Source organism: Candidatus Avelusimicrobium sp. (genome assembly GCF_056976295.1).
The window spans coordinates 59,889-71,939 of sequence record NZ_DBMCTG010000005.1; the positions used below are offsets into that span (position 1 = coordinate 59,889).

General features: G+C 47.3%; 16 protein-coding genes. 2 read left to right on the plus strand and 14 right to left on the minus strand.

Features of this window, described 5'->3' with window-relative positions; translation table 11 throughout:
* The first annotated feature begins 15 nt into the window (after nt 1-15).
* A complete protein-coding gene (locus tag ACZOTW_RS03350) occupies nt 16-291 on the plus strand; it encodes a hypothetical protein (RefSeq protein WP_177747199.1) in 276 nt (91 codons plus the stop codon).
* 64 nt (nt 292-355) lie between these two features.
* On the opposite strand, the gene ribF is transcribed toward ACZOTW_RS03350, so the two are convergent.
* Genes ribF through rbfA form a run of 4 tightly spaced genes read right to left on the minus strand, consistent with a single transcriptional unit; the run spans nt 356 to nt 3,290 of the window.
* Nucleotides 356-1,255, minus strand: a complete 900-nt coding sequence (ribF, locus tag ACZOTW_RS03355) for a riboflavin biosynthesis protein RibF (RefSeq protein ID WP_483997482.1) — start codon at nt 1,253-1,255, stop codon at nt 356-358.
* Nucleotides 1,252-1,968, minus strand: coding sequence for a tRNA pseudouridine(55) synthase TruB (gene truB, locus ACZOTW_RS03360; protein ID WP_483997483.1), 717 nt, complete (start codon nt 1,966-1,968; stop codon nt 1,252-1,254). Before truB ends, ribF begins: the two co-directional genes overlap by 4 nt.
* Nucleotides 1,946-2,941, minus strand: coding sequence for a DHH family phosphoesterase (locus tag ACZOTW_RS03365; protein ID WP_483997484.1), 996 nt, complete (start codon nt 2,939-2,941; stop codon nt 1,946-1,948). The genes truB and ACZOTW_RS03365 overlap by 23 nt, the downstream gene beginning before the upstream one ends.
* Nucleotides 2,931-3,290 carry a 30S ribosome-binding factor RbfA gene (gene rbfA / locus ACZOTW_RS03370; RefSeq protein WP_177747187.1) on the minus strand — a complete coding sequence of 120 codons (360 nt, stop codon included), beginning with the start codon at nt 3,288-3,290 and terminating at the stop codon, nt 2,931-2,933. Before rbfA ends, ACZOTW_RS03365 begins: the two co-directional genes overlap by 11 nt.
* 117 nt (nt 3,291-3,407) lie before the next feature.
* On the opposite strand from rbfA, the gene ACZOTW_RS03375 reads away from it, so the two are divergent.
* Entirely contained in the window at nt 3,408-3,911 is a 504-nt protein-coding gene (locus ACZOTW_RS03375) for a type IV pilin protein (RefSeq protein WP_483997485.1), read from the plus strand.
* Nucleotides 3,912-4,130: 219 nt separating this feature from the next.
* On the opposite strand, the gene ACZOTW_RS03380 is transcribed toward ACZOTW_RS03375, so the two are convergent.
* The 10 genes from ACZOTW_RS03380 to ACZOTW_RS03425 form a co-directional block, all read right to left on the minus strand.
* The gene (locus ACZOTW_RS03380) at nt 4,131-4,478 is read right to left on the minus strand and encodes a DUF190 domain-containing protein (RefSeq protein WP_177747182.1); all 348 of its coding nucleotides are present in this window, start codon (nt 4,476-4,478) and stop codon (nt 4,131-4,133) included.
* 70 nt (nt 4,479-4,548) lie between these two features.
* Nucleotides 4,549-5,514 (minus strand): endolytic transglycosylase MltG, encoded by a 966-nt coding sequence (gene mltG, locus ACZOTW_RS03385; RefSeq protein ID WP_428045862.1) that lies wholly within the window; start codon nt 5,512-5,514, stop codon nt 4,549-4,551.
* Nucleotides 5,514-6,674, minus strand: a complete 1,161-nt coding sequence (gene tyrS / locus ACZOTW_RS03390; protein WP_483997486.1) for a tyrosine--tRNA ligase — start codon at nt 6,672-6,674, stop codon at nt 5,514-5,516. The genes mltG and tyrS overlap by 1 nt, the downstream gene beginning before the upstream one ends.
* A 91-nt stretch (nt 6,675-6,765) precedes the next feature.
* Entirely contained in the window at nt 6,766-7,098 is a 333-nt protein-coding gene (locus ACZOTW_RS03395) for a DUF805 domain-containing protein (RefSeq protein ID WP_177747171.1), read from the minus strand.
* 12 nt (nt 7,099-7,110) lie between these two features.
* Nucleotides 7,111-7,665, minus strand: coding sequence for a DUF805 domain-containing protein (locus ACZOTW_RS03400; RefSeq protein ID WP_483997487.1), 555 nt, complete (start codon nt 7,663-7,665; stop codon nt 7,111-7,113).
* A 9-nt stretch (nt 7,666-7,674) separates the two neighbouring features.
* Nucleotides 7,675-9,645 (minus strand): replication restart helicase PriA, encoded by a 1,971-nt coding sequence (gene priA / locus ACZOTW_RS03405; protein ID WP_483997488.1) that lies wholly within the window; start codon nt 9,643-9,645, stop codon nt 7,675-7,677.
* Between the two features lie 6 nt (nt 9,646-9,651).
* Nucleotides 9,652-10,584 (minus strand): uracil-DNA glycosylase, encoded by a 933-nt coding sequence (locus ACZOTW_RS03410; protein WP_483997489.1) that lies wholly within the window; start codon nt 10,582-10,584, stop codon nt 9,652-9,654.
* Between the two features lies 1 nt (nt 10,585).
* Nucleotides 10,586-10,882 (minus strand): hypothetical protein, encoded by a 297-nt coding sequence (locus ACZOTW_RS03415; RefSeq protein ID WP_177747162.1) that lies wholly within the window; start codon nt 10,880-10,882, stop codon nt 10,586-10,588.
* Between the two features lie 17 nt (nt 10,883-10,899).
* The gene (gene gmk / locus ACZOTW_RS03420; RefSeq protein WP_428038329.1) at nt 10,900-11,493 is read right to left on the minus strand and encodes a guanylate kinase; all 594 of its coding nucleotides are present in this window, start codon (nt 11,491-11,493) and stop codon (nt 10,900-10,902) included.
* A gap of 48 nt (nt 11,494-11,541) precedes the next feature.
* Nucleotides 11,542-11,853, minus strand: a complete 312-nt coding sequence (locus tag ACZOTW_RS03425) for a S8 family serine peptidase (RefSeq protein ID WP_483997490.1) — start codon at nt 11,851-11,853, stop codon at nt 11,542-11,544.
* Nucleotides 11,854-12,051 lie beyond the last annotated feature (198 nt).

Below are 12,051 nucleotides of genomic sequence, written 5' to 3' on the forward strand. Positions count from 1 at the left end.
GAATAAAATAGTCTTATGCAAGCGATTATTTCTTATTTAAAAAAACCGTATGCCGAAAAGGGTTTTATTATCGGCACATTTGATTCGTTGTTAAAACTCCTGGCCTTGTGCGTGTGGGGGTATTTGGCGGTGATTTTGGGCTCTTTGTTGTGGGAGTCTTTGCTTACGGATTACAACCCGCTTAATAAGTTGTGGTGGTTTTCGTATTGCTTTTTTATTTTCTTCGGGGCTACCTGGTTGGCTTACATTGTTTTGTTTGTACGCAATTACAACGAAGAAGATGCCGAATAAAGTTAAATGCTTTTAGTTAAATATAAAAAACCCCGCCAAGTGCGGGGTTTTTTAATGGAGTGATTTACACCAAAAAGTCTTGTAACTTCTGTCGTGCTTCTTCGCGGTCCTGCTTTAATTGGCGGACCAAAGCCTCTAACCCGTTGAACTTGGTTTCCTCGCGCAGTTTGTCTGCAAACCAAATGGTAATTTTCCGCCCGTAAATACTTTGGCGGAAATCAAAAATATTCACCTCTACCAGCGGCAAAACAGTATGCAGGGTGTTTACGGTCGGACGGAAGCCGATATTGCAAAAGCCATCGTAGATTTTTCGTCCTACGCGCACTTTTACGGCAAAAACCCCTAATGGTAGAATTTTGTAAATTCCCGTATCCAGATTAGCGGTGGGAAAACCCAATTTGCGGCCCAATTTGTGCCCTTTTACTACGGTGCCGGAAAGTTCATACGGGCGGCCTAATAGCGTATTGGCCAGCGTAATATTGCCTTGTGCCAAGACTTTGCGGATAAGCGAGGAAGATATTTTCTCTCCGCCTGCGCGGTAAAAATCTGCCACCGAAAAAGGAATTTTATATTTGGTGCACTCCGCACGCAAGAACTCAACCCCACCTTGTCTGTTTTTCCCAAAGGCAAAATCCGGCCCGACAAGCAGCCCGCCCATTTGGTACTTTTCAAGTAATGTTTGTTGAAAAAAATCTTGCGCGGGCGTTTCCCGGCAGTTTTCAAAATCAAGTGGTTTTGCAGGTAATCCTATATTTTTTAGCAACTGTTTTTTTTCTTGCGGAAGTGTCAAAACGCTCATCTCCGGGTGTGCGGAAAGCAATGTTTTGGGGGGGAGCTGAAAATATAAAGCCAACGGCTTTAACAATGCTCCGGCCGCCAAAGTTTCCAACCGGGCAAACAAGTGGCGGTGTCCTGTGTGGACGCCGTCAAAGGTGCCGATAGTGATAAAATTTTTGCGTTTCATACGTTTATGGACTCCACACGCGCATAGAGAGTGTCCAAATCGCACTCCTTTAACAAGTTGCCGTCAAAGGCATTTTGAACGCTGTGCGGGCCGATTTCAAGCCTTCTTAGCGCGGTTAAATGCCCGGTCGTGCCCAATGCTTGCGCAAGTAAAAAACCTAACGAGCGTACATAAGTGCCGCACGAACAATGCACGGTAAATTCAATTTCATCCGGTTTTGTAAGTTGTATTTTGCGCCACTCTACGGTAACTTCGTTATAACGCCTTTCCATTTCTTTACCTTTTCGGGCAAGGTCGTACATATGCTCGCCGCCAATTTTTTTGGCACTAAAAAACGGAATCGGCTGGCGGATAAGGCCGGACAAGTTTTGCGCGGCTTGTTCCACCTGCGCTTGGGTAACCGGCGGAACGGGCATTTGATTTACCGCGCTTCCGTGCGCATCCCAAGTATCGGTTTCCAGGCCCAGTTTTAAGACGGCGCTGTACGTTTTGGAAAGGGTCAAAAAGGCCGTTTGCCGTTTGGTGGCCTCCCGGCCGATAAGTAAAATCAAAAGTCCCGTCGCCATCGGGTCCAGCGTACCGCTATGGCCTATTTTTTTTGTTTTTAAAATCCGGCGGGATATAGCAATAATATCGTGCGAAGAAAAATCCGCCGGTTTATCTATTAAAAGGAGTCCGCTTTTTTGCGGTTCAGGCAAGTTTTTTAACGACATCTAATACCACTTCGGCCAGGTCATCGGCTACTTGTGCTACACTCTTGCCCGTAACTTTAAAGCCTGAGGCGCGCGCGTGGCCGCCTCCGCCAAAAGTTTGGGCAATACGGCTTACATCTACACTTCCTCGGGAGCGCAAATTAACAGACACTTTATCCGGCTCCTCTTTAATCAGTGCCGATACCTCTACACCGGGAATCATTGTCGGTTGGCTGACAATCCCCTGCGTTTGGGCGGGCGTGGCTCCAAAGGCTTCAAAATCGTGGTGCGTTAGAATAATTTGGCTGTATTTATTATCAAAACGCATTTCCATTTTTTCCAGTGCGCGGCCCAAAAGTTTTAACTCAATGTAAGATTTGGTAAAGTAAATTACTTGGTTAATTTGGTTTACATCCGCCCCCAAGGCCACCAAGGCAGACCCCACACGCAGGGCTTCGGCGGTGGTGTTGGAGTGGACAAACCGCCCCGTGTCGGTAACCAGGCCCGTATAGAGACAGGTGGCTTCGTCGGGGGTGGGGAGTAAATTTTCTTCTCCGGAGGCTTCAAAAAATTGAAAAATAATTTCGGCAGTGGAGGAGGCCACGGAATCAATATGGTTGAGGTCGCCGTAATCGTCGCTCACCAAATGGTGGTCAATGTTAATTAGCGTTTTGGCTTGGCTGAGTACACTTTCCAAATCGCCGCCGCGCTTGCGGTCGGAACACTCCAACAAAATGACGGTGTCAAAGTCGGGCTTTTCGGGCAAAATGCCGACGTGAATTTTATTTAAGCCCGGCAGAAATTTTAAATCGTTACCGATAGCAGGCGCGCAGTAGGCATACACCTCTTTGCCTAATCGTTCCAAAAGCGAGGTCATTGTAAGCGTGCTGCCCAAAGAATCTCCATCAGGGTTTAAATGCCCGGCGATAAAAAATTTCTTTCCGTGGCGCACGGCTTGCCAAATTTGCTCTAAACTCGCTTCTCTATTTTCCATTTTCTTTTTCCTTTTCAATTACCTGAAAAATGGCTTCCACGCGGGATGCTTTTTCCGGTGTGTCGTCATATTCAAACGTAAAGGAAGGAATACGTTTTAAATGCAGGCGTCCGCGCAAATCGGCGCCGATTTCCTTGCGCAGCAGAGAAAGCGCGTCTTGTGTTTTTCTTCTGTCCTCGGGGCTGCCAAAGACGGAAAAATAAACCTTGGCGTTCGCCAAATCTTTGGACAGGCGCACCGCCGTAATGGTTACAAAGCCGCCAAAATCGCCGTTGGCGGCCATTTTGGTAATGAGAGTGTTAATCTCTTCTAAAAAAAGGGTTTCCAAGCGTTTAATTCTGTCTATCATATATTCTATTATAGCATTTTGCTTTTCGGGGAAAGAAAATACTTGAAATTGTGTTAAAATATATCTAAACTATTTAAGTAGCGCGTTTGGGCGCACAAAGAACAATAGGAGAATATTATGAATAAAGGTTTCACGTTAATTGAACTTTTGGTAGTAGTGTTGATTATTGGGATTCTGTCCGCTGTGGCGTTGCCGCAATACACCAAAGCGGTGGAAAAATCCCGCGCGACGGAAGCCATTACCCTCTTGGGTAACTTGGCCAACGCCGAAGAAATTTATAAAATGAGCACGGGCAGTTATACGGGCGATTTGAGCCTGTTGGATATTCAGTTGCCGGGGGTAACTTCTACCTCTGTCAATACGATTAACACGAAGAACTTTAAATTGACGATTACCAATCCGGCCACGGTTGCGGGTACTTCTTCCACTTTTTCTGCGGTGGCGGAACGCGCCAACAATGGCACGGTGTTGACCTCTGGCGATAACCAATATGCCATTACTTTGAGCATTACGGCAGCCGGCGTTATTAGCCGCAAATGTACTTCTGCCAAAGACGGTACTACGGTAAACGCCATTTGCAAATCTATTTCTAACGGTTCTACAGATGGCGTAATCAAATAGTTTTGCTAGCAACTTGAAAAAACGCCCCGGTACAATTCAGTATCGGGGCGTTTTTTGTGGGTAAAGTGGCGGTTGCCTAATGGGCTGTTTGTTGTCATCCCGGCGTGTTTCTCCCCGGGAACTGCCGTTTTTTTAGTTTGCAATCTTACAAAAACAGTGTGGCTCCATTAATCAAAAGGGCGCGGAGAAGTGGCGACGCGCAGCACGCCGTCCGCAGTCCTATTGGGCCTTGGTGCCGTGCTTTTTAAATAAAACCTCAATGTCTTGCACCAACATTAAGCACCCCTTGGGTTGGCTGTTTAATACCGGTTCAATAGTCTTGGCAAACTTGTCAATTTTGCCAGGCTCGTCCACCATTTCAATAAGCACCGGGTATTTTTCCACCAGTTCCAAAAAATGCGCCGAGCGCAGTTTGGTGCTTGGCCCAAACCCGAGCATTGCGCGGTGCGCGGTGGCACCTTCCAGTCCAAATTCTTGCGCTTTTTTGGCAATAATTTCGTAGAGCGGAACGTGATTAATCGTGTCCGTGCTGCTGACGTAAATTTTAAGTAATTTTGCTTTTTGCATAGTACGCTCCCCCGGGAAAGTATCCCTTTTGGGTATCGTAGCACTTGCAGGGGAGGTTTGTAAAGGCAAATTATTTGCCGCGGATTCGGCGGATATGGGCGCGGTGCTCATCAAACGTGCGGGAAAAAACGTGCCGCCCGCCGTGGTCTGCCACAAAGTAGAGCGCTTCAAAGCCGGCTTGCGGGTTAAGTACACCCAGTACGGATTCTTTGCTTGGATTACAAATCGGCCCCGGGGGCAACCCCGCGTTGCGGTAAGTATTGTACGGGGACTTTGTTTTCAGGTCCGAATAGGTCAGGCCTTTTTTCCAATAGCGGTTTTCTCTTAAATTAAAGCCCAGCGCATATTGCACGGTTGGGTCGGCTTCCAACCGTTTGCCGATGCGGAAACGGTTTAAGTACACCGCCGCAATTTTGGGGCGTTCGTCGTGCACAATGGCTTCCCGCTCCACAATGGAGGCTACCGTCAACACTTGCTTTTCGGTTAAGTCCGTTTTGTATTGTTTAAAAAGCGGAGAAATGTGGTTGCGGTACTGTTGTAACATTTCGTCCACCACCTTTTGGGCCGGGGTATTTTCGGCGAATAAATAAGTGGAGGGGAATAAATAGCCTTCTAAATCTTTTTGGCGCACGATATCCAAAAATGCGTGCGGGTCCGTAATGTTGCGTTCGGCTAATGCTTCTGCGATTTCTTCGCTTCGCCACCCTTCCAAAACAGTTATTTTTTCGTAGTGGGTGCATTTGCCGCTTTTAATGCAGTTGATAACTTCAAAGGACGAGGTGTTTTCCCGCAAATCAAAGCGCCCGGCCTTTAAGTCTCGCGCGGAAGAAGTCAGGCGCAAAATTAATTTAAAGAAAAATTGGCTTTTGATAATGCCCTTTTCTTGGAGGGTTCGCGCTACGGAAGAACCGCTTGCGCCCGGTTCAATGGTTACTACAACTAATTTCCCCTTGCTTAAAAAACAAGTTTTTACTGCCCAGCAACCACCGATTACCAGGCAGAAAAACAAGATTAAAAGCAAGAGGAATTTTTTCATTATTTAACCAATTTAAAGAAATGGCGCTTGCCCACTTGCAATACATCACCAGTTTCAAAATGCAGCGGCCCGTCCTGCGGGACTTTTTCGCCTTTTAAACGTACCGCACCTTGTTCAATGAGTCCGCGGGCTTTGTTTTTGCTTTGCGCCGCGCCCGCCGCAAAAATAATGGCGGAAAGAAGCGCGCCGTCCTCGGCTTTAAATTCGGGCATATCCGTAGGAAGTTCCTTTTTGGAGAATACCTTTTCAAAGTTTTCCAAAGCGGCCTTGGCTGCTTCCTCTCCGTGGAAACGCGTAACCATAATGCCGGCTAATTTCTTTTTGGCGGACATCGGGTGCATTGCTTTTATTTCGTCCATATTTTCGGACGTTAAAAGTTCATAGTACATTGGCATTAATTCGTCGGGAATAGACATTAATTTGCCAAACATATCATTCGGTTCGTCGTTTAAACCCACATAGTTGCCGTAGGATTTGGACATCTTCTTTACACCGTCCAACCCCACGAGTAGCGGTACCGTAATGGCTACCTGCGGTTCCTGCCCGTTGTTCTTTTGCAGTTGGCGGCCCACCAACAGGTTAAAAATTTGGTCCGTTCCGCCCAATTCTACGTCGGCTTGCAAAGCAACGGAGTCCTGCCCTTGGAACAAACTGTACAATACTTCCAGCAGGCTGATAGGACTGCCCGAAGCCATACGTTTTTTGAAATCGTCGCGTTCCAGCACCTGGGCTACGGTTACTTTTTGCAAAGTTTGGAGTAAATCTTTCCCGCTTACGAAAGGGTCCAGCCACTCGCTGTTGAAACGGATTTCGGTTTTGGACGGGTCCAATACTTTAAAGGCCTGCTCGGTATAGGTTTTGGCGTTTTCTAAAATTTTTTCACGCGGTAAAACCGGGCGGGTGGAATCGCGGCCGGAAGGGTCGCCCACCGCGGCGGTAAAATCGCCGATAACGAGAACTGCTTTATGGCCTAAATCTTGAAATCTGCGTAAGAGAGAAAGGGCCACGCTGTGCCCCAAGTGCAGGTCGGCGGAGGTTGGGTCGCAGCCGAGTTTTACTTTTAAGGTTTTGCCGCTTTCTAATTTTTTTGCGAGGTCCGCCTTGGACACAACATCCACACAGCCGCGCGTTAAAAAGTTTATTTGTTCTTCCAAAGTCATTGTTTTCTCCATAATATAAAAACGGGTTATCTTCTATATTTTACCATATACAAACTAAAACCGTCCGGTAATCAGGGCCGGACGGAAAAGGTTAATACCAAGGCGAGCCGAAACGGTTATATCCGCGTGTGCCCGGCCAAAAACACAGCACCAGCGTAACAAAAGGAGGAAAAAGGATAGCCAAAATAAACCACCAGCCGGATAAATTCATATCGTGAAACCGCCGCACGGTGGCAAACCACCACAGCAGAAGTGCCAAAAGCACAAAACCGCTCCCCAAAAAAAGACAAATTAGGCCCAAGAGCGATGTTCCCTCTCCGGGCAATGCCAAGTGAACGAGCAGGCCGCCAAGCGCGTAAAATATGCTGATAATACATAACCGGAGCAAATAGCCAAGTCTTGGTAATCTTCCGAAAAAGCCCATAGTGTAATTCTCCTATTTAAATTGCATTTGTTGCGTAACGGCCAATGCGCGCGGCATCAGCACACAGCGGGAATAAAATGTTTGTCCCAACGCAAACAATAAACCTAAAACCGCAAAAACTATTAATAACGGTTTCTTTGCTTGCCTGCGCACGGTTACAGAGCCGAAGCGGTTTTCGTCCGGAGAGCCTTTTTTAAAGCACAAAAAGAGCCAAACTATAAGCCCCAAAAGCGTAAACAGCCACCATTTTTCTTGAAAGAAAAGGGATACTCCTGTTACGGGGATAATGTATCCGGCAATCCACCAGGCGGATAAATTCATATCGTGCAGGCGGCGCGAAAACGAAGCAAAAGCCAACCAAGCCATCAAGATACTAAGGGCAAGTTGCGCAAGACTTAACAGCAAACTTGAAAACAACGCTCCGGCTGAAAGCGAAGCAGAATTTCCCAACACAAGCGTTTGCAAAACAAGGGAAATCAAGCCTAAACCCTGCCACAAGGCTCCCACGCAGGCAAATTCTAGGCGGTTGGCGCGCGGGGCAAAACGAAAGTAATGTTTCCAGTCCATAAAAACTCCTTAATAAAAATCGTACGGGTCTGCTGCTACTTTTATTGTAACTTTTTTTGCGGGAGTGTAGGAATCCAGCACCGCCAATAAATCAAGCCAGCGCGCTTCGTCCGTTTTAAACAGTAAATACTGCTTTTTTAATACGTCCGTTTTTTTGGCGCACCACACCGGGCCTAATACCTCTATGGCGCGGGTATGCCCCAAGCGTTTGATTTTGGCTGTTTCGGTGTTTAACAGGGTTGTATCTTTGGCTTTGATAAGCACTTTAATTAGGTGCGTGTAGGGCGGATAGGAAAAACTTTCGCGCAAAAGCAGTTCTGTTTCTGCGGTTTGGCTATAATCGCCGGATAAGAGGGGGGAATAGTCGTAGGCTTCTTTGTCGGCGGCTTGGACGATTAACCTTCCGTCAGGAACTCCCGACAAATGCCCGCGTAAGCCAAAGAGCATTTGACCGTATTTTTCGGAAGCGCGAAAATCCGGGCCGTCCAGTTCCAATTCCGCGTCCAATACGGCGGCTAATGTAACTTTGGCCCCGCGTAACGCGCCGGAGGCCAGGCGTGTGCCGACAATAATGTCTGCATTTCCGGTTTTTAGCGCATTTAATGCTTCAAAGCCTTGCCCCGCTTTTGTTTTTAAAGTGTCAGAATCCAGGCGCAAAAGTTTAGCCTTGGGAAAGAGTTTTTGTACTTCGGTAACGATTTTTTGCGTGCCTCCGCCGCGTGATTTAAAAATCAGGTTGTGGCACTGGGGGCACTCTTGCTGTAAACTTTCGGTGTGCCCGCATTTTTTGCAGACTAAACGGTCTCCGTGTTCGGGGGTGTTTTCGCGTGATAAAATGGCACCGCACTTTTTACATTTAGCATAAGAGCCGCAGTTTAAACAATAGTAAGCCGTAGAGTAGCCCCGACGGTTTAAAATTAAAAGAGAAGTTTCTTTTTTTTGCAGGTTTTCGGTCAGTTGGCGGACCAAAAAGTCGGATAGAAAGCGGCTTTTTTCGCCTTTTTTATCGGTGATTTTAATTTGAGGGGAAAAATGATGCCCCGGTACAGCCCCGGTAAACGGAATTTGCAAAACTTGTTTCTTTTGTACCATTTTAAGCATTTCCGCGCTCGGTGTGGCAGAGGCAAAAACCAACACCGCCCCGTGCGCTTGTGCGCGGAACATTAATAAATCGCGTAAATGGTAATAAGGTTTATTTTCCTCTTGCTTGTAATTGTCATCACCTTCGTCCAAAACGGCAGCCAGACGCAGGTTTTTAAAGGGTAATAAGGCCCCGGAACGTGTAGAAATTACCACACAGGGGAGTCCGTTGGAAATGGCGGAAAAATACTTTTTCTTTTTGGATAAAAGCATCCGGCTGTGCCAGCAAAATACATTATTTGCACCAAAGCGCGTTTCGGCCTCCGCTATGAACTGCCGTGCGGCCGCAATATCGGGTACAGTAATTAAAGTTTGCCCATAGCCGGCCAATACGTCGCCTGCCAAGCGTAGCACCGCTTCTGTTTTGCCGGTGTATGCAGGCCCGTTAAAAAGCACGGGGTGAAACTCATAGGCGGGGAATGCCCGGATAGTTTTTAAAGCGTTCTCTTGGGAAGAAGTCAGTGTAAAAGCCGGTGTTTTTATATCAATATGTATAGAAACAGGGGAATTATCTACTTTAAAATAAGGTTGGGGGGGAATAAGCGAAAAAAGGATTTGTCCAATAGGACAGCCCCAGTGCGTTTTCATAAAACGGGCTAACGGAAATAAATCGGAGCCAAACAAAGGGCGTTCATCTACCACGGAGACAATTTCTTTTAATTTCATATCTTCGGGTGCGGTACGGACCTCGCTTACAGATACAATCATACCTCCCGTTAAAATCCGCCCGAACGGAGCCGTTACGCGCACACCGGGAACAGCCTTTGCAGCCAATTCATCAGGCACCAGGTAGTCAAAATCGCGGTCCAGCGGTACGTCAAAAACAACTTTGCAATACATAAGGGGTTATTTGGCGGCGCTCTTTAAGCCCAGTTCCGCCATTACCATTTGCAGGTCCAGCCACGCATCTTTTTTCCACCCGGGGTTGCGCAAGAGGGCGGCGGGGTGGAACGTGGCCAATATTTTAACGGGGCGGGGCAAGGTTACGCTGTCTAAATGTAAATCATAAAATTTGCCGCGCAAGGCACCCAAAGATTTTGCGTCCGCAATAAGTGCTTTGGCAGACACTCCTCCCAACGCAACGACATATTTGGGGCAGATAATGGAAATCTGTTTTTCAATATATTTGCGGCAGCAGGCGATTTCTTCGGCATTGGGGGCGCGGTCGTTGCCGTGCTTTTCGGGATGGAGAGGGTCCGTCATTGGGTGGCATTTTGCAATATTGGCAATAAATACCTGCTCCCGTTTTAACCCCATAGCGGCAATCATTTTATCCAATAATTGCCCCGCGCGGCCTACAAACGGGCGGCCTTGGCGGTCTTCGTCAAAACCGGGGCCTTCTCCCACAAACATTAGGTCGGCATCTACATTTCCTTCCCCGGGTACCGCGTTTAAGCGCGAGGATCCCAGCGGACAACGGGTGCAGGATTTAATTGTTTCGGCCAGTTCGGCCAAAGCGGTTGTTTTTTGGGCGGTGGTCATAAGGCTCCCAGATAAAGAGATTTGGCTGTCGGCCGCTTGGCCGGTTTCGGCGGTCGGCTGAACCTCAACCGCCGCAGAGGGGGTAATGCTTTTAGGCTTGCGGGTAAATTCCACGGTTAAAGTTTCGCCCTCCGGCATTTTGGGCAAGGCTTCCTGCGCAGCAGGCTGAACGGATGCAGACGGTAAAATATCGGCCGCGCGCTGTGGCGCGGCCGTTAAAATAAATTCGTCTTCTTCCTGATTGGCAATAAAACGTCGCAGTTCTCCTGCCAACCGGCGCAGCGAATCCTGGGCCATATTACAGTTTCATCGGTTCTTTGGCTTTGCGTTCCGCTTCTTTACGGGCTTCTTCCTGGGCTTTGAGTTCGGCTTCCAGGTTTTTCTTGCTCACGGTTAAAACTTCTTCTTTGGAAACGCGGTTGGACAAAATGTCGTCCAGCGCCACTTTGATAACGACGGCGTTGGGCTGATGTTTGTATTCGTCTTTCTTTTTGAGTTCTTTGGCCCACATAGATGCCAAGACGACTACGTCGTAGCGGTCGCCGTCAAAGTTCATAAGTTTGGCATCAAATTCTTTGTCGTTTTTAAAAGACATATTATCCCTCGCAAGTTTTATTTTAGATTTTTAATTTTTAAATCTTGTCTGCATACGCGGCATTGTTCCGCGGCTACAATTCCGGCCATTTTATCCACGGCCTCCGCCAGTTCATCGTTGAGCAACGCATAGTCGTAACGGTCCAGTTCCTGCATTTCTTTTTTTGCCGTTTCTAAGCGGATTTCAATATCCTGCGTATTGTCGTTACGGCGCAAAATGCGGTTTTTGAGTTCTTTTAAACTCGGTGGAACGATAAAGACGGTGGCCGCGTTCGGGTATTGGGCTTTTACGGTGCGTGCGCCTTGCACGTCAATAACCAAAATGGGGCAAATGCCTTTCTTCATCAGGTCATCTACCGATTTTTTGGGAATTCCGTAATAGTGCGTATGCACTTGGGCCCACTCCAACATTTGGCCTTTTTTAATTGCCTGCTCAAATTGTTTAATCGTCCAAAAGTGGTAGTCCACACCGTTTTTTTCGCCGGTTCTCGGTGCACGGGTGGTGGCGGTAATCACGCGCGAGACAGATGTGTCGCGTTTTAAGACCGCATCTACAATCGTAGTTTTGCCTGCCCCAGAGGGCGAAGAAACAATAATAGGAAAAGGCTTCATTGATATATTTTAGTAAATATTTAGGCTTGGGTAAAGTAACCGGGGCTTTTACATTAAATAAGCCCGTTTGTCCATTTCCGCGGATAGTACGCCCGGCACTCTTTTGTAATATTTAATGGCCTTGGCGGGCGTTTTGTTATCCGGCACGCGCACGGCGGCGCCGTTTAAATTTTTATAATCATATAGAATTTCAGAGCCGTATTTTTGTGCAGCCTTAAAAAGCGGCTCCTTGCCTACTTGGGCATCATAAAAAATAATTAAGGTACGGTTTTGGGGGTATTGGTTGTCTGCCGTTTGGGGAGCAGTGTGGCAGGCCACCAACGAAAATAAAACTGTAAAGATAAAAAATAATTTCTTCATAATTACATTATAGCAGAGTTTGGGGAAAAATTTAGGCATAAGAACTCCCGAATTTTTCGCTTGGAGATTTGCAGAGAAGCCCCGCCAAAGGGCAGGGCTTCTCTGCTTAAATGATAATTGCGGCTTGCGCTTGAATTAATCTTACATCTTAATTCTGCGCGTTACAATCCGCGTTCATAGAAAAGCCCCGCCAAAGGG

What these genes read in the sequence shown, in the direction of transcription:
- ACZOTW_RS03350 (WP_177747199.1), top strand. Translation starts at nt 16, where the DNA reads ATGCAAGCGATTATTTCTTATTTAAAAAAACCGTATGCCGAAAAGGGT.
- ribF (WP_483997482.1), bottom strand. Translation starts at nt 1,255, where the DNA reads ATGAAACGCAAAAATTTTATCACTATCGGCACCTTTGACGGCGTCCAC.
- truB (WP_483997483.1), bottom strand. Translation starts at nt 1,968, where the DNA reads ATGTCGTTAAAAAACTTGCCTGAACCGCAAAAAAGCGGACTCCTTTTA.
- ACZOTW_RS03365 (WP_483997484.1), bottom strand. Translation starts at nt 2,941, where the DNA reads ATGGAAAATAGAGAAGCGAGTTTAGAGCAAATTTGGCAAGCCGTGCGC.
- rbfA (WP_177747187.1), bottom strand. Translation starts at nt 3,290, where the DNA reads ATGATAGACAGAATTAAACGCTTGGAAACCCTTTTTTTAGAAGAGATT.
- ACZOTW_RS03375 (WP_483997485.1), top strand. Translation starts at nt 3,408, where the DNA reads ATGAATAAAGGTTTCACGTTAATTGAACTTTTGGTAGTAGTGTTGATT.
- ACZOTW_RS03380 (WP_177747182.1), bottom strand. Translation starts at nt 4,478, where the DNA reads ATGCAAAAAGCAAAATTACTTAAAATTTACGTCAGCAGCACGGACACG.
- mltG (WP_428045862.1), bottom strand. Translation starts at nt 5,514, where the DNA reads ATGAAAAAATTCCTCTTGCTTTTAATCTTGTTTTTCTGCCTGGTAATC.
- tyrS (WP_483997486.1), bottom strand. Translation starts at nt 6,674, where the DNA reads ATGACTTTGGAAGAACAAATAAACTTTTTAACGCGCGGCTGTGTGGAT.
- ACZOTW_RS03395 (WP_177747171.1), bottom strand. Translation starts at nt 7,098, where the DNA reads ATGGGCTTTTTCGGAAGATTACCAAGACTTGGCTATTTGCTCCGGTTA.
- ACZOTW_RS03400 (WP_483997487.1), bottom strand. Translation starts at nt 7,665, where the DNA reads ATGGACTGGAAACATTACTTTCGTTTTGCCCCGCGCGCCAACCGCCTA.
- priA (WP_483997488.1), bottom strand. Translation starts at nt 9,645, where the DNA reads ATGTATTGCAAAGTTGTTTTTGACGTACCGCTGGACCGCGATTTTGAC.
- ACZOTW_RS03410 (WP_483997489.1), bottom strand. Translation starts at nt 10,584, where the DNA reads ATGGCCCAGGATTCGCTGCGCCGGTTGGCAGGAGAACTGCGACGTTTT.
- ACZOTW_RS03415 (WP_177747162.1), bottom strand. Translation starts at nt 10,882, where the DNA reads ATGTCTTTTAAAAACGACAAAGAATTTGATGCCAAACTTATGAACTTT.
- gmk (WP_428038329.1), bottom strand. Translation starts at nt 11,493, where the DNA reads ATGAAGCCTTTTCCTATTATTGTTTCTTCGCCCTCTGGGGCAGGCAAA.
- ACZOTW_RS03425 (WP_483997490.1), bottom strand. Translation starts at nt 11,853, where the DNA reads ATGAAGAAATTATTTTTTATCTTTACAGTTTTATTTTCGTTGGTGGCC.